General features: G+C 65.4%; 15 protein-coding genes. 5 read left to right on the top strand and 10 right to left on the bottom strand.

Annotated features, from left to right (window positions below; all coding sequences use genetic code 11):
- The first annotated feature begins 29 nt into the window (after positions 1–29).
- Positions 30–926 (top strand): UTP--glucose-1-phosphate uridylyltransferase GalU, encoded by an 897-nt coding sequence (gene galU / locus DPM35_RS15900; RefSeq protein WP_112128210.1) that lies wholly within the window; start codon positions 30–32, stop codon positions 924–926.
- 167 nt (positions 927–1,093) lie between these two features.
- Entirely contained in the window at positions 1,094–3,475 is a 2,382-nt protein-coding gene (locus tag DPM35_RS15895; protein ID WP_112128209.1) for a polysaccharide biosynthesis tyrosine autokinase, read from the top strand.
- 45 nt (positions 3,476–3,520) lie between these two features.
- Here DPM35_RS15895 and DPM35_RS15890 read toward each other — a convergent pair whose 3' ends face one another.
- Together DPM35_RS15890 and DPM35_RS15880 are read right to left on the bottom strand one after the other, a co-directional pair.
- Positions 3,521–4,234, bottom strand: a complete 714-nt coding sequence (locus DPM35_RS15890; protein WP_245431554.1) for a metallophosphoesterase family protein — start codon at positions 4,232–4,234, stop codon at positions 3,521–3,523.
- A 539-nt stretch (positions 4,235–4,773) separates the two neighbouring features.
- Positions 4,774–6,681, bottom strand: coding sequence for a propionyl-CoA synthetase (locus tag DPM35_RS15880; RefSeq protein ID WP_112128207.1), 1,908 nt, complete (start codon positions 6,679–6,681; stop codon positions 4,774–4,776).
- 431 nt (positions 6,682–7,112) lie between these two features.
- On the opposite strand from DPM35_RS15880, the gene DPM35_RS15875 reads away from it, so the two are divergent.
- From DPM35_RS15875 to DPM35_RS15865, 3 genes are read left to right on the top strand one after another with little or no spacing between them, the layout of a single operon-like run.
- Positions 7,113–7,400, top strand: coding sequence for a PqqD family protein (locus DPM35_RS15875; RefSeq protein ID WP_112128499.1), 288 nt, complete (start codon positions 7,113–7,115; stop codon positions 7,398–7,400).
- Complete coding sequence (locus tag DPM35_RS15870) at positions 7,400–7,831, top strand: lasso peptide biosynthesis B2 protein (RefSeq protein ID WP_112128206.1); 432 nt, start codon at positions 7,400–7,402, stop codon at positions 7,829–7,831. Before DPM35_RS15875 ends, DPM35_RS15870 begins: the two co-directional genes overlap by 1 nt.
- Positions 7,828–8,820, top strand: a complete 993-nt coding sequence (locus DPM35_RS15865; RefSeq protein WP_112128205.1) for a serine kinase — start codon at positions 7,828–7,830, stop codon at positions 8,818–8,820. The genes DPM35_RS15870 and DPM35_RS15865 overlap by 4 nt, the downstream gene beginning before the upstream one ends.
- Here DPM35_RS15865 and DPM35_RS15860 read toward each other — a convergent pair.
- The 8 genes from DPM35_RS15860 to DPM35_RS15825 all read right to left on the bottom strand — a co-directional run bounded on the left by DPM35_RS15860 (position 8,808) and on the right by DPM35_RS15825 (position 15,924).
- Positions 8,808–9,833, bottom strand: coding sequence for a nucleotidyltransferase family protein (locus DPM35_RS15860; RefSeq protein WP_112128204.1), 1,026 nt, complete (start codon positions 9,831–9,833; stop codon positions 8,808–8,810). The genes DPM35_RS15865 and DPM35_RS15860 overlap by 13 nt on opposite strands.
- Before the next feature lie 67 nt (positions 9,834–9,900).
- Positions 9,901–10,887 carry a dihydroxyacetone kinase subunit DhaK gene (gene dhaK, locus DPM35_RS15855; protein ID WP_112128203.1) on the bottom strand — a complete coding sequence of 329 codons (987 nt, stop codon included), beginning with the start codon at positions 10,885–10,887 and terminating at the stop codon, positions 9,901–9,903.
- A gap of 23 nt (positions 10,888–10,910) precedes the next feature.
- Positions 10,911–11,342: a hypothetical protein gene (locus tag DPM35_RS15850; RefSeq protein ID WP_112128202.1), complete on the bottom strand. Its 432-nt coding sequence runs from the start codon at positions 11,340–11,342 to the stop codon at positions 10,911–10,913.
- 4 nt (positions 11,343–11,346) lie between these two features.
- Entirely contained in the window at positions 11,347–12,921 is a 1,575-nt protein-coding gene (ptsP, locus tag DPM35_RS15845; protein ID WP_112128201.1) for a phosphoenolpyruvate--protein phosphotransferase, read from the bottom strand.
- Between the two features lie 41 nt (positions 12,922–12,962).
- Complete coding sequence (locus tag DPM35_RS15840; RefSeq protein ID WP_095817696.1) at positions 12,963–13,265, bottom strand: HPr family phosphocarrier protein; 303 nt, start codon at positions 13,263–13,265, stop codon at positions 12,963–12,965.
- Between the two features lie 19 nt (positions 13,266–13,284).
- Positions 13,285–13,674 carry a dihydroxyacetone kinase phosphoryl donor subunit DhaM gene (gene dhaM, locus DPM35_RS15835; protein WP_095817697.1) on the bottom strand — a complete coding sequence of 130 codons (390 nt, stop codon included), beginning with the start codon at positions 13,672–13,674 and terminating at the stop codon, positions 13,285–13,287.
- A complete protein-coding gene (gene dhaL / locus DPM35_RS15830) occupies positions 13,674–14,273 on the bottom strand; it encodes a dihydroxyacetone kinase subunit DhaL (protein ID WP_112128200.1) in 600 nt (199 codons plus the stop codon). Before dhaL ends, dhaM begins: the two co-directional genes overlap by 1 nt.
- A gap of 10 nt (positions 14,274–14,283) precedes the next feature.
- Positions 14,284–15,924: a dihydroxyacetone kinase subunit DhaK gene (locus DPM35_RS15825; RefSeq protein WP_112128199.1), complete on the bottom strand. Its 1,641-nt coding sequence runs from the start codon at positions 15,922–15,924 to the stop codon at positions 14,284–14,286.
- Positions 15,925–15,985 lie beyond the last annotated feature (61 nt).

Genomic DNA, 15,985 nt, shown 5'->3' with positions numbered 1-15,985 from the left:
AAATCTTTTTCTCTCAGAAGGAAGACCAGATGCAGAAAGTCAGGAAGGCAGTTATCCCGGTGGCGGGGCTCGGAACGCGGTTCCTGCCGGCAACCAAGTCCATGCCGAAGGAGATGCTTCCCGTCGTCGACAAGCCCGTCGTGCAATATGCCGTCGACGAGGCGTTCGAGGCCGGCATCGAGCACATCGTCTTCGTCACCGGCCGCAACAAGGCGGTTATCGAGGACTATTTCGACCTGCATCCTGAACTGATCGGCACGCTGGAGCAGACCGGCAAGAAGGCACAGCTCGAATCGCTGGAAAGCTTGCTGCCCGTGGCCGGCGCCACCTCCTTCATCCGCCAGCAGTCGCCGCAGGGCCTCGGCCATGCCGTCTGGTGTGCGCGCGACGTGATCGGCAACGAGCCTTTCGCGCTGCTGCTTCCCGACATGGTGTCCTTCGGCGCGCGCGGCTGCCTTGCCGAGACCGTCGATCTTTATCAGCGGACCGGCAGCAATGTGATCGCTGTCGAGCGCTGCGACCCGGCCGAAACCAGCAAATACGGCATTGTCGGCCGTGGCGACGAGGTCGGTTCCGGCTTCAAGGTCACTGAGATGGTCGAAAAGCCTGCGCCCGCCAAGGCGCCGTCGAATTTCTATATCAACGGCCGCTACGTTCTGCAGCCGGAGATCTTTGCCCTGCTCGGCAACCAGCAACGCGGCGCCGGCAACGAAATCCAGCTCACCGACGCCATGGTGCGCCTCGCCCAGAGTCAGCCCTTCTACGCCCAGCCTTTCGACGGCCGCATGTTCGACTGCGGCTCCAAGGAAGGCTTCATCGAGGCCACCATCGCCTTCGCCCTGGCGCGCGACGACATGAAAGGCCCTGTCTTCGACATGTTGCAGCAATTCGTCCGGTCGCATGAGCGCCGGGAAGTAGCCGCATAATGCCCATCTTTTGGGTGCATATGCGAACTCGCGATGGCGCGACAGCCACTCAGGCGCCCGGACCTTCAGGTCCGGCGCATCCTGGCAACAACGTTGCGCGGTCTTTTCTGGTCACGACGCCGATCTACCAAGGCCGATAGCGCCTGCAACCTGGAATTGGACCGAACATGAACTATGCCAACTTCCCTCTCGACAAGAGGATGCCGTTGCCCAGTGCCGATCCGGAAAAGGGTGAAGACTTCATCGATGTCGAGCGTCTGCTTGGCATGGCCGCCCGTCAGGCCAAGGTGGTGGCGATCTGCGCCGCCATCGGCCTGGTCCTGGGCGTGATCTATCTGCAAACCACGCCCAAGCAGTATATGTCCGTGGCGAGCGTCCTGATCGACGAGGGCGTGAACAAGGTCATGGACGACATCTCGGCTGCCAGCGCCACGCAGCAGACCGACGCGACGATCCTCAGCCAGATCGAGATCCTCAACTCGGCGCGGCTGGCGTCGGAGGTGGTCGACAAGTTGAAGCTCGACCAGAACCCGGACTTCATGAGCCCGCCCCAATCGGCTTTGGCCAAGGGCATCGGTTTCCTGCGCGGCATCGTCGCCTATTTCCGCGGCAACGCCGCCGATCAAATTCCCGGCATCGAGAATGTCGATGCGGCCACGCGTGAAGCGATGATCAAGACCGCGACCCACGACTACGCGGTTTATATGCTGCAGACAGGATTGTTGGCCGATCGTGTCAGCCGCTCCAATGTCATCAGCATCGGCTACCAGGCGACAAACCCGGCACTCGCCACGGCCATCACCAAGGCCTATGCGGACGCCTATCTCGCCGACCAGCTCAACGCCAGCTTCGACGCCACCGAGCGCGCGGCCGTATGGCTGCAGGGCCGGTTGAGCGAGTTGCGCGAAAGCTCGCAGGCCGCTTCGCTGGCGGTCGAGAAGTTCAGGGCCGAGCACGGCCTTTCCGCCAACAGCGACGGCCAGTTGCTGAGCGACAAGCAACTCGCCGACCTTAACGCCCAGCTTATCGTCGCGCAGGCCGATACGGCTCGCGCCAGCGCCCGCTACCAGCAGTACAAGGCGATCGTCGACAGCGGCTCGGAAAGCGCTTTCAATGATTCGGCCATAGCGGCTGACCAGCCGAGCAGCTCGGTCATCATCGGGCTCAAGACCCGTTATCTGGCCATTACCAAGCGCCTGCAGGACGTCGAGACCAATTTCGGCAAGGATCACCCGCAGGCGGTCGCGCTGGCCAAGGAAAAGGCCGATGTTGCGGCGCAGATCTTCGGGCAGCTGAAGCAGATCACCGAAAGCTACCGCAACGACTTCGAAGTGGCGCAGACGCGCGAACAGGCGTTGCGCGACAAGATTTCCACAGCCGCCGGCAAGAGCTCGATCGACAACCAGTCGCAGGTGAAGCTGAAGGAACTCGAACAGCAGGCGCAGGCGCTGACCACGCTCTACCAGACATTCCTCAGCCGCTATGAGGAAGCCTCGCAGCAGCAGTCCTTCCCGGTCGGCAAGGTCCGCATCATTTCCGACGCGACGATGCCGCTCGCGGCCTCGGGCCCTCGCACCATGCGTGTGCTGGCGCTGTCGCTGGTGCTCGGCCTGATGCTGGGCGCCGGCTTCGGCGGCCTCAACGAGTTCAACGAGCGCTTCTTCAGGACGGGCGAGGATATTCGCGATCGCGCTGGCCTCAAATTCCTCGGCTATCTGCCGACGATCGGCGGCGGCAGGGTCAAGGATTCCAAGGCCGACGACCTGCCGGCCGACGGCAAAGTGGCCAGCCTCTCCTCGGCCGAGCGGCGCGCGCGCATGCGCGTCAGCATCGATGCCCCGGCTTCAATGTTCGCCGAGACGCTGCGCAACGCGAAGATAGCCTTCGACGTCGTGATGGAGGACCGCGGCAGCCGGGTCATCGGCGTCATTTCGGTGCTGCCGGGCGAAGGCAAATCGACGGTGGCCGCGAACCTTGCCGGCCTGCTTGCCGCAAACGGCGCCAAGACCTTGCTCGTCGACGGCGACCTGCGCAATCCAGGCTTGAGCCGCAGCCTCGGCATGGAGGCCGAACAGGGCCTGATGGAAGCGGTGGTCAACGGCCAGACCTGGCAGTCTGTCGGCAAGGTCGACCGCCAGACCAAGCTCGCGATCATTCCAGCCGTGCTGCGTGGCCAGTTCTCGCACACCAGCGAACTCCTGGGCTCCGCCGGCATGCGGCGCTTCATCGAGAACGCCAAGGAGACGTTCGAGTACATCATCGTCGACCTGCCGCCGCTCGGCCCCGTGGTCGACGCCAAGGCCTTCGCGCCGCTGGTCGACGGCTTCGTGCTGGTCACCGAATGGGGCCGCACGCCGCGCAACATGGTGCGCTCGATGCTGGAATCGGAGCCCTATATCGCCAACAAGGTGATTGGGGCGGTGCTCAACAAGGTCGACCTGAAGAAGCTCGCGAGATACGGCTCGCTCGGCGGCTCGGAAAGGTTCTTCGACCGCTACTCGAGCTACTATCTGGAGAAGTCGGAAGCGCGCGCCAAGCAGGCTGCTTGAGGCGGAAACAAGATCGGGACTGTTCAGCCTGAAACGGCGAACCGCCTAATCCCGAGAGGACAGCAGCCGGCCGTATTTGCCGACGATCCTGAGCGCGGTCAGCCGCCCCGTCTGGAAGGCCCCGGTGTCGATGTCGAGCCGGCGGCCGTCGAGCGTCGGGACGTCGACGATCGTGTGCCCATGCACCACCCACCGGTCGAGTTGGTGTGCCGCCTCGAAGAACTCTTCGCGGATGTTGAGGAGGTCGCCCTCGTCCTGCGCCTCGAGCGCGATGCCGGGCCGGATGCCGGCATGCACGAAGACGAATTGGTCGGAGCAGACCATCACCGGCAGCGTGCGCAGGAAGTCGACATGGCTGGCGGGAATGGCCTCGCGTATGCGCGCGTCCGCCTGCGCGCTCGAACCGTATAGGCTTATCAGACGGTCGGGGTCGACGCCGTAGGAGAACAGGGTCTCGCGGCCGCCATAGCCGAGCCAGGTTTCACGCGAGAGATGACCGTCCAGATAGAGGAGCAGCGCGACTTCATGATTTCCCACCAGGCAGACGCGCTGGAAGCCCCTCGGCGGCGGCGCCATCAGATGGTCGACCACGCGCCGCGAATGCGGCCCGCGATCGATATAGTCGCCCAGCATGATGATGATCTTGCGGCCGCGGAACTGCTGCGCGTCGAGCTCGATTTTCTGTTCCAGCGCGCGCAATTCTTCATGACAGCCGTGCACGTCGCCGATCGCATAGACGATCGTGTCGCGCATATCCATGACAAGGCGCTCACGCGGCGCGGGTCGAGGACGTCTCGATCGTTGGAACAGGCTCACGGATTGAGGCTCGGGTATTTGCACTGATTTGCGCCTCGATATCATGCCGAATGCAAACAATTCCACACCGGCGCGATCGGCAGTCGCGTCAGGCGGCCTTCGATCGATGACGCAACAGGGTGTGGTGGGGCTGCAGTCGGATAAGGGGCTCGGCCGCGATCAAGAACACCTGCACGCCGGCCCAGCCGGAGCCAACAAGGGCCATTTTCGGGATGGGGCGGGATGCCGCCGGTCGCGCGTGCCGAAATGCCGTCGGGGACAGCCCAGACCCAGAAGCCATAGTGATGGAACATCACCATGGCGGCAGCCAGGAATCGCAGAGGGTCGACGCCGCCAAATGGCGTTTTGAGCTGAGCCATGCCGTTCTTTCGGTATGGCCCCCCAAAGCGAACTTTAAAGTCCACTGCTGCGCTGCACAACAAGCGATTGCAGGGCAGGACAAATTGGTGAATTCGTCGTTAACGCGGCCGTCTGGCGGGCTGCTACACTCCGATGCCGCGGCCCTTCAGCGCCGCGGCGATCTCGTCGAGGATCAAGGGGTCGTCGATGGTCGCCGGCATCGCCCATTCCTCCTTGTCGGCGATCTTCTGCATCGTGCCGCGCAGGATCTTGCCGGAGCGGGTCTTGGGCAGCCGCTTGATCGTCACCACCGTCTTGAAGGCGGCAACCGGTCCGATCCGCTCGCGCACCAGCCCCACGACCTCGCTTTCGATCGCGCCGCTGTCACGCGCCACCCCGGCATTGAGCACGACGAAGCCCAGCGGCACCTGGCCTTTCATGGCGTCGGCAATGCCGATGACAGCGCATTCGGCGACGTCGGGATGGGCCGCCAGCACCTCTTCCATGGCGCCTGTCGATAGACGGTGGCCAGCGACGTTGATGATGTCGTCGGTGCGCGCCATCACGTAGAGATAGCCGTCTTCGTCCATCATGCCGGCGTCAGCCGTCTTATAGTAGCCGGGGAATTCTTCGAGGTAGGCCTGGCGGAAGCGGCCATCGGCATTCCACAGCGTCGGCAGGCAGCCGGCGGGCAGCGGAAGCTTGACCACCACATTGCCGAGCGTGCCGCGTGGCACCTCGTGCCCGGCATCGTCGAGGATGCGGATGTCGTAGCCTGGCATCGGCACGCCGGGCGAACCGTATTTCACCGGCAACAGCCCGAGCCCCGCGGGGTTGATCGTCATCGGCGAGCCGGTCTCGGTCTGCCACCAATGGTCGATCACCGGCCGGTCGAGCTTCTGCTCGGCCCACTTGATCGTCTCGGGGTCGGCGCGCTCGCCGGCGAGGAACAGGGTGCGGAACTTCGACAAATCATATTTCGGCACGAACTCGCCTTTGGGGTCCTGACCCTTGATGGCGCGGAACGCGGTCGGCGCCGTGAACAGCGCCACCACGCCATGCTCGGAAATCACCCGCCAGTAGGTGCCGGCGTCCGGCGTGCCGATCGGCTTGCCCTCGAACAGCACGCTGGTGCAGCCATGCAGCAACGGCCCGTAGACGATGTAGGAATGGCCGACCACCCAGCCGACATCGGAAGCCGCCCAGAACACTTCGCCGGGCTTGACGCCGAACTCATTGTCCATGGTCCATTTCAGCGCGACCATATGACCGCCATTGTCGCGCACGATGCCCTTTGGCTGGCCGGTCGTGCCGGAGGTATAGATGATGTAGAGCGGGTCGGTGGCCAGCACCGGCACGCAGTCGACATTGGCGCCGGCGGCGCGCTCGCGGGCGACCGCATCGGCATAGTCGATATCGTAATTGTCCTTCATCTCGCAGCGCAGCTGCTCGCGCTGCAGGATGAGGCAGGCGTCGGGCTTGTGCTTCGACATCTCGATCGCCTTGTCGAGCAGCGGCTTGTAGGCGACGATGCGAGCTGGCTCCAGGCCGCAGGAAGCGCTGACGATCAGCTTTGGCTTGGCGTCGTCGATACGGGTGGCGAGCTCGTGCGAGGCGAAGCCCCCGAACACCACCGAATGCACGGCGCCAATGCGGGCGCTGGCCAGCATCGCAATCGCCGCTTCCGCCACCATCGGCATGTAGATGATGACGCGGTCGCCCTTGCCGACGCCGCGATGCCTCATCACCGAGGCCAGCGCGACCACCTCGCGCTTCAATTCAGTATAGGTGAATTTCCGGATCGTGCCGGTGATGGCGCTGTCATGGATCAGCGCTAGCTGGTCGGCGCGGCCGCCCGCGACATGGCGGTCGATGGCGTTGTAGCAGGTGTTGCAGGAGGCGCCGACGAACCAGCGGCCATAGACGCCTTCCGTCGGGTCGAAGACCTTTTCGGCCGGCTTATACCAGTCGATCGCCTTCGCCGCTTCGCCCCAGAACCCTACGGGGTCGCGTTTCCAGCCCTCATAGACTTCGTGATAGCGTGAGGCCATCCGCCTTCCTCTCAAGAAACGTTCTGCCGCCTGCCATAGACTAAGCCGCGCCTGGCGGCCATGTCTTCCTGCATTTTGGTCGACATCCCGACAAACGTCTCTGTTCGGTGCCTCCGGCGGAGGCGTCGCTGTCACTGTCCGTGATATAGGCCGGCTTAAAGCGGCAGTGCCGCCAGCATCAGCCCGACGCCGCCGGCGATCAGGATAGCAGCCGCAAGCGTCTTCCGGTGGCGCTCGAATGCCGTCGGAGCCCGTTCCCAATTGTAATGCATACAGATCACTCCCCAAAGCCCGGCGGACTCTTAGCTTACTTAAGGGAAGGATGGCAACCCCGGGCTGGGAAGGCGGCCCAGGCCAGGACGCGGCATCTCCAGACAATGGACAGCATCGCGCCCCCGCGCTAATTGCTCTCGATCGAAGGGAGCGGGCAGATGGCTGAAATCGGCTCTGAAATGGTGCTGCGCATGGCGGACGACGCATCCGTGCAGCATGTCGGCGATGGCGCCGTCGTGCTGTTGGCGCGCAGCGGCCAGCTCTACACCTGCAACGACACGACCGAGGCCTTTCTCGAAAAGGTCGATGGCGCGCGCAGCCTCGACCAGATCATCGACCTGTTGTCGGACGAATTCGAGGTCGACAAGGCAACGCTCGGCCAGGATATGGCCGAACTGGCCGCCGAGCTGGTGGCCGAAGGCATTCTCGCCGACACGGGCGTGTGATGACCGACGGACCTCTTCTGCGCATTCTGTTTCGTGCCCATTTGTGGCTCAGCGCCCGGCTGCTGCCGGTGCTGGTTGGCCGGCGCGATTTCGAAAGCGTGTTGAAGCTGGCGCCGCTGCAGTCGGCTGCGCCCTATCGTGACCTGCCCTGGACCTACATCGTTCAACGCGTCAACCGAACGGTGCGGCGGCCCTGGTTCATGCGCGACCGCAGATGTCTTCGCGAGGGTCTGCTCGGCTTCCGTTTTCTGCGAATGGCCGGTCTCGATCCGGAGCTGCGTTTCGGCGTCGATGCCAAATCGATGCACGAGCCCCGTCTGTCGGCGCATTGCTGGGTCTGCCTCGACGGCAAGCCGGTGGTCAGCGCCAGCCAGCCCGGCATGGTCGAAATCTATCGCCACCCGCCCAGCGTGAAGGCGTCCGCTGCTTGAGCGACCGGACAACCACGTTCCTCTACGACCTCAAGGGGCAGGTCATAAGCGTAACCGCCGCCCGCGCCGATCTCTGGCCGAGCTTCGACCTGATGCTCGGCGCCCTGCGCGTTGACGAGCCAGTCCAGCCCGGCTTTCGCGTCAACATTGTCGAAACGCGGCAATTGGCGGAGAATCCCCAGGGAAAACTGGCTTTCGACGGCGAAGTGCCCTTCGATGGCCATTGCAGGATGATCGACGCCGGAGACGTCTTTCACCTCGTCTTTCCAGGTCAGCAGACGGTGTCGATCCGCGATGAGGAGGGCTGCGCCGAAATCCGCGTTCATCCGGACAGCAAGATCAAATGGACGCTGCTGATGATGGTGCTGGATGCCGCGCTCGATGCCGGGGGGCAGCACATGCTGCACATGGCCGGCCTGACGCTGCCGGGCAGCGAGGCGCTCGTGCTGGTCCATGCGCCGAGCGGCACCGGCAAGTCGACGACGTCGCTGGCGCTCGCCTCGCGGGACTTCGGCCTCTGTTCCGACGACGTCATGATCCTCAGGGTGGCGCAGGACGGCGTCACGGCCTGGGGCATGCCGCGCAAAGTGAAGATCCATCGCAACACCGCGGCGATGCTGCCTTTCGTGTCGCCCTGCCTTGGCGAGACATGGGATGCGGAGGGCGAGCAGGCCGTGTCGCTCGATCGCCTTGGCGAGATCATCCGCGTCGAGGATGTGCGCGCCAGGCCGGTCGCGGCTCTTCTTCATCTTGCCCGCTCGACCGACGGCGAGACAAGGCTCGTGCCCATGCCGAGGACCGATGCCATGGTGGCTTTAGCCGCCGACAATGTGAGGACCGGCATGACCGGCCTTTTGCCGCTGCAGAAAAGGCGAATGGCGACGATCGCGGCGTTGGTCAAGACGGTGCCGACCTTCACGCTGGAAGTGGGCGCGAGGCCGGTCGAAGCGGCGCAGTTGATCCGCGCTGCGCTGCGTCAGGCCGGATAGGGCCGCGCCCGCGCCAGCCTCTGCACCCAGCGGAAGGCGTCCCGGCTGAGGCGCGAGCGCAGCTTCTCGCGCGAGTTGACACGCAGCAGCATGTTACCGGTGATCAGCCACTTCGCCAGTCGTATCGAAAGGTCCGGTTTGATGCGGTCGGCGAGCTCGATCGCGCGCGGCGCGCCGAAAAGGCGCCCGGTGACGTTGAGGACCGTCGCCAGCTCGAGCTCGATGCCGGTCATGCGCGCAGCCTCCAGCAGCCGCGCTTCCTCTTCCGGCGATCTCAGCGCTCGCACGCCTTGCAGCACGTCGACGCAGAGCTGCAGCCGGTGGAATTTGTGGCCGCCGGCGGCATGGACGATGGCGATGGTCAGAAGTGCGGCCGGCGTGTCGGTTTCGCCGCCGTCGATCGCCTGCAGCTCGCGGAAGCCGAGCGACAGACGTCGGCGCATGCCGGTGTCATGCACCAGGTTGCCGTGCAATTCGATCAGCAGGCTGGAATTCTCTTTTTCCAGCCATTTGAATTCCTGCAATTCATGCGACTCGGCCTCGCCGCTGCCGAGCACGAAGCCGCATTCGGCGATCGTCCTGTTGGCCGCCTCGATGCTGGTGGGGGCGACGAGGATGTCGATGTCGGTGAACGGCCGGTCGGCAAGCTGGCGGTAGAGCCTGCGCGCGAACACCGGCCCCTTGACGATCCGGGCCGGAATGCCTTTCGCCGCCAGCGCCTTCATGATGCGGTCGCCGTGATATTGCAGCAGCATAGACTGCCCGGTTGCCGTCGTCATCTGGTCGCGCAACTCGGTCAGCTTCTGCAGCAGCCTCGCGTCTTTCGGCAGATTGGCGTCGCCGCGTTCCCTGAACTTGCGCAGCACGATCGGCAGTACGCCGTGGAATTCGGCATTGGCCAGCTCAGCCAACAGGTCGCCTGTGGAAACGTCCTTGCCCCAATCGGCGGGCGCCTCGGGGTCCGCAAGCTTGATCAGCAGTTTTTCCTGGGCAGGCGAAAGCGCGGGCAGCATCGTTCAGGCATCAGCAGCAAGGTTCCTCACATGCTTGCCAGAAAAGCACCGGCGAAGCCAGCGAGGCCTACATCCCCCAGCGCAACGCCGCCGTGTGCACAGGGGCGTCCCACAATGCCGTCATATCATCGTCGAGCATGGTCAGCGTGATCGAGCATCCGGCCATGTCGAGCGATGTCACATACGAACCGACGAGCGAGCGGATCACCGTCACGCCCTGTCTCTCGAATATCCTGCGGGCGCTGTTGTACATCAAATAGAGCTCCATCGACGGCGTGCCGCCGAAGCCGTTGACGAACAGCAGCGCCGGCCCCTTGGCACGGTCGCCGAAATCGCCGGCGATCGCCGCGCAGACCTCCTCGGCGATGGCGTCGGCGCTCTTCAGCGCGTCGCGCCGCCGGCCGGGCTCGCCGTGGATGCCGACACCGAACTCCATCTCGCCGTCGCCGATCTCGAAGGTCGGCTTGCCGGCGGCGGGCACCGTGCCGCTGGTTAGCGCCACGCCCATGGAGCGCGTCGCAGCGTTGACCCGGTCCCCGAGCGCCTTGAGCTCGGGCAGCTCCAGGCCTTGCTCGGCCGCGGCGCCCACGATCTTTTCCACCACCAGCGTGCCGGCCACCCCGCGCCGCCCGGTCGTGTAGGACGAGTTCTCGACCGCGACGTCGTCATTGGTCACCACCTTGAGCACGCCGTCCGCCATCTCGGCCGCCATGTCGAAATTCATCACATCGCCTTCGTAGTTCTTGACGATGAACAGGCAGCCGGCGCCGGTGTCCGCGGCCTGCACGGCCGCGAGCATCTGGTCCGGCGTCGGCGAGGTGAAGACCTGGCCAGGGCAGGCGGCGTCCAGCATGCCGTGACCGACCAGCCCGCCATGCAGCGGCTCATGGCCCGAGCCACCGCCCGAGATCAGCGCCACCTTGCCGGGTTTCAGCTCCTTGCGGCGGATGAATTTGTGGTCGTCGCCAAGCACGAGGATATCGGCATGAGCCGCCGCAAAGCCATCGAGGCTTTCGGTCAGCACCGTCTCCACCGAATTGATGAATTTCTTCATGGCAGTCCTCCCATGCTCCCGCTTTAGCCGCTGCCCTTACCGGCGATGCTGGTTATTTTCTGGATGAATTCGTTGATCGCCCGGTCGAGCGCCGCATTCTGCTTGTCGTCGCCGAAATCCGGCACGATCAGCGAGACATGGCGTGTCTTGCGCGGCCCGGACGCCGCGGGCGCCTTGCCGGGATGCGCCTGATGATAGGCGGCCATGAACTGGTCGCGCTCTGCCTGGCTGAAATGGCAGACGGAAAAGATGGAGGGCAGATGCTTTGACGGGATCGGGATCGAATAGGCCGGGCTCGATATCTGCGTGACGAAGCTGCGGTGCTTGCCGAGAGCATCGGCCAGGCGCTGGCGCATGCCGGACGGGCGCTGGTCGATGACATGCGACAGGATCGTCTTGTAGGCGCGGATCGCCTCTTCCGATCCCGGCTCCGGTGTCTTGGCGAGCTCGGCCATGCGCCTATACCGCCGCGTCCGCGATGGCCGCCTTGGCCATCGCCAGTTGAGCAGGGGCGACCGAGAGGTCGCGCAAGCCGGCTTCAAGCAGCGCCGGGATGGTTGCAGGGTCGCCGCCGGCATCGCCGCAGAGGCTGACCGGAATTCCCTTCTCCAGTCCGAAGGCGGCAACTGCCGCGACCAGCCGCAGCACCGCCGGCTGGCGAACGGAATTGAGATGCGCTACGGCTGCGTTGTCCCGCGCGGCTGCCATCACATATTGCGTCAGGTCGTTGGAGCCGATCGAGAAGAAGGCGACATCGGCGAAATCCTCCGGCGCCAGCGCCACGGAAGGCACCTCGACCATGATGCCAAGCGGCGGCAGCTTGTGCGTTACGCCCCGCGCGGCAAGCGCGGCCCGTTCTTCCGCGAACAGCGCGGCGGCTTGGGCATACTCGTCAGGCGTGGCGATCATCGGGAACATCACCCTCAGATTGCCGTGGATGGCGGCGCGCAGCAATGCCCGGATCTGCACGCGGAAGATATCGAGCCGCGCCAGTGACAGCCTGATGCCGCGCAGGCCGAGAAACGGATTGGTCTCCTCGACGGTGAACCCCGGCACGGGCTTGTCGCCGCCGGCATCGACGGTGCGGATGGTCACCGGCTTGCCGCCGGCCCATTCCAGCACCTTGCAGTAGGCGTGGTATTGCGTCTCCTCGTCCGGCAACGTCTTGCCGAACAGGAATTCCGTCCGCATCAGGCCCACGCCGTCGCACGTCTCGACATCGATGCCTTCGACATCGGATGGATAGGCGATGTTGACCTGCACGCGCACCGCGGTACCGGCCTTGGTCACGGCCGGCGCCGTCAGGAATGTCTTCGCCGCGCCCAGGCGGTCGGCGAAAGCGGAGGCCGATTGCCGGAAGGCTTCGGTCTCGGCCGGCGACGGTGAGAAAATGATCGCGCCGTGTTCGGCATCGAGCAGCGCGTCGCCCATGGTCGGTGCGGCCGGGGCGCCGAGACCGACCACCATCGGCACGCCGCGCGAGCGCGCCAGCATGGCGACATGGCTGGCGGTGCTGCCAGACTTGAGGGCGATGCCGCCGCCTTCGCTCCAATCGGTCTCGAGGAAACGCGTCGGCGCGATATCTTCGCCATAGAGGATCGCGCCCGGTGGCGCCGCGACCTCGCCTTCCTCGTTCAGCGCCCGCAGCACCTGGTCGCGGATGTCGCGCAGATCGGCGGCTCGGGCGCGGAAATAGTCCTGGTCCGACGCTTCGTAGCCGGCGATCTCACTGTCGAGCGCCGTGCGCCATGCGGCGTCCGCCGGCTGCCCGGAGCCGATCGCCACCAGGGCCGGACCGCTCAGCGCGTCGTCCTCCAGCATGGCGATGTGGAATTCGAGGATGCCGGCGGCATCGCCATCGGCGGTTTCGATCAGCGCCGCCAGCCGGCCGACGGCCTTGCCGATTGCGCTCATCAGTGCGGCTTGTTCTTCCTCGGTGCTCGCCTTGGCCTTGTAGCTGGCCGGAGGCTGGTCGAGGTCGAACAACGGGCCTTCGGCATAACCGGGAGAGGCGGGGATACCCTCAACCCGCATGGCCCGCGTTCCTTGCCGGCCTGGTGACATTCAGATCGGTCTCAGGCGGACCGGGCATGATCCGCATCCTCGTCGAAGTCACGCTGCACCAGGTCGACCAATGCCGCGACCGCTTTACTTGCGCCGTCGCCCTTGGCGCGGATGTGAAGCAGCGTCCCCTTGGGCGCCTTGGCCGCCATCACCTTGACGATGCTCTTGGCGTCGAACCAGGGGCCGTTCGCCGCGACCGCCACCTCCACCTCGGCCGCGAACGTCTTGGCGAGCTTGGTGAACTTCACCGAAGGGCGCGCATGCAGCCCCACCGCGTGGGTGATCAGGACCGTTGCTTCGGCGGATGCTGACATTCAGTCGGTTCCCGTTCGTTCACGACGGCGACAATTCATGCGCCGTCGCCACCACTTCCTTGAGCGAGGCGCCGCCGGAGGATTCGGTGGCCGCCATCACCGCGCCCTCGACGATCGGCGCGTTGCAGACGATGATCTTGTGCGAGCGCGGCTCGCCGATCATCTCGACCGCCATCTCCGAGTTGGTCTCGGCACCGCCGAGATCGACCAGGATGGCGACGCCCGCTTCCGACCAGGCCTTGTCGATCGCGCCCATGATCGCCTCGACGCTGGTGCCGAGCCCGCCATGGCCGTTTCCGCCGCACCATGCAAGCGGCACTTCGTCGCCCACCATCTGACGCACCATGTCGGCCGTGCCCTCGGCAACCAGGGGCGAATGCGACACGATGACGATACCGACATTGCTCATCAATTGCCCTCTATCGCTTCCGCGACCGCGCGCACCAGAAGCGCGGTCGAGCGCGCTCCGGCGTCCATGTGCCCGATCGAGCGCTCTCCCAGGAAGGAAGCCCGCCCGCGCAGGGCCTTCATCGGCACCGTGGCCTCGGCCGCCTTGTCCGCGGCGTCGGCGATTTGGCCAGCCGTCTTGCCTTGCGCCAGCGCCTCATACACCGGCTGCAGCACGTCGAGCATGGTTTTTTGCCCCGGCTGCGATTTGCCGCGCGCTGCCACCGCGTCGATCGCCCTGCCCAAGGCAGCCGTCAGTCCGTCTCGATCGGGTGCCGCTGGCAGGTCTTTGCCGAGCGCCATGAACAACGTGCCGAACAGCGGTCCGGAGGCGCCGCCCACGGTCATCACCAGCTTGGTGCCGACCGCTTTCAGCGCCTCGGGCAGCGGCTTCGCCGCGAAGGCGTCGGCTTCTGCGCGCACCGCCTCGAAGCCGCGCTTCATGTTCAGCCCATGGTCACCGTCGCCGACCGCCTGGTCGAGCGCGGTCAGTTCCTCGGCATGCGCCGCGATCGTATCGGCCGCCGCCGCGATCAGTCTGGAGAAATCGGCCGCGGCCATCGTCTATCCTTCAAGCCGGGGCGAACAGCGCCGCCACGGCAGCAAAAACTTCGGCGACCGCGAAGGCGCCGGGATCCGCGACGTCGAGCTGCCTGCCGATATAGGCGGAACGGCCGGCCTTTGCCTTCTGCATCGCGGCGGTCGCCTCGGCGCCTTGCCGCGCCGCCTTGGCGGCCGCTTCCAGCCCGCTCGCGTCAAGGGCTTTCAGCGCCGGCTCGAGCGCATCGACCATGGTGCGGTCGCCGATCCTTGCGCCGCCATAGAAGGTCATCCGGTCCAGCCCCGCGAGCAAGGCCTTGCCGACCGACGCGCCGGCGCCGAGCGCCTGCGATGCGGCGGTGAAGAAGATCGACAACAGCACGCCGCTGGAACCGCCCATCGAGGTGCCAAGCGTATCGCCAATCGTGGCGGCGGTTGCCGCCTTGTCGGCAAGCGGCAGCGTATCGATGCGCTCGAGAATGCTGCGCGCGCCGGTCGCCACCGTCGAGCCGGTGTCGCCGTCGCCTGCCTTGGCGTCGAGGGCGTTGAGCGGCTCTTCGAGCGAGATCAGCTTCTGGCAGACGGCTTTGATCAGCCGTTCCGCGGCCGCATCGCGGCTGGCGGGCTTTGTGGCTGTGCCGGTGGCAGGCTTGGTCATCGCCACCACGACCGGTGCGCGAACCGGCCTTGCCGGCAGCCAGGCATGCGGCCCGACGGGCGCCAGCAACGCTTTCTCGCGTTCCGCATCCAGCTTGATCAGCGACAGCGAGAAGCCGTTCATGTTGAGCGCCGTCATCAAGTGCCCTGGCCCGATCGTCAGCGCCACCGCCTTTGCCAGCGACGAAGACAGCACGGCATTCGCGATCAGCGCCATTTCGAGCGGCGGCACCGATCCGAGATTGTTGATCAGCAGAGCGTAGCGGCTGTGCGGATCGAGCCGCGCCGCGAGGCGCTCCGCCATGATGGCGACCAGCTTGCTGGCGGCCTCCAGGGCGATGCGCTCGACGCCGGGCTCGCCATGGATGCCGAGGCCGAGCTCGCCATCGTCAGCGCCGAAGCGCTCCTCATGCGCCTGCCCCGGGATCGAGCAGGAGGAGAGCGAGATGCCGAGCGAAACGATATCCTTGGCCGCCACGCGGGCCGCCGCGGCAACCGACGCCAAGTCATGGCCGGATTCCGACAGGTGCCCGGCGATCTTGTGCACGAACAGCGTGCCGGCGACGCCGCGCGGCTGCGCGATGTCCGGCAGGGCAATGTCGTCGGCTACGATTACCATCTCGACCGCGAGCCCTTCGGCGCGCGCTTTCTCCGCCGCCAGTCCGAAATTGAGCCGGTCGCCGGTGTAGTTCTTCACGATCAGCAGGCAGCCGGCGGGGCCGGTCGTGGCGCGGATCGCCGCCAGCACCGCCTCGACGCTCGGCGAGGCAAAAATCTCGCCGGAGACGGCCGCCGTCAGCATGCCGGCGCCGACGAAGCCCGCATGCGAGGGTTCATGCCCGGCGCCGCCGCCCGAAACCACGGCCACCTTCGTCTTGTCCCAGTCGGCGCGCAGCACGACCTTGACCTCGGGATAGCCGTCGAGGCGGGCCAGCGTGCCCGACCCCGCCGTGGCGAGGAAACCGTCAAGCGCTTCGGTGACGATCGTGTCCTTGCGGTTGAAAAAGTGCTTCATGGATTTCGTCCAGTCCGTATCTGCGGTCGTCAATCAGTGTGCGAATATATTGGGACGTCGC

Origin of the sequence: Mesorhizobium atlanticum (assembly GCF_003289965.1) — a bacterium.
GTDB lineage: Bacteria > Pseudomonadota > Alphaproteobacteria > Rhizobiales > Rhizobiaceae > Mesorhizobium > Mesorhizobium atlanticum.
The sequence above is the reverse complement of the archived record's forward strand: the minus strand, read 5'-3'. Positions and strand labels throughout refer to the sequence as shown.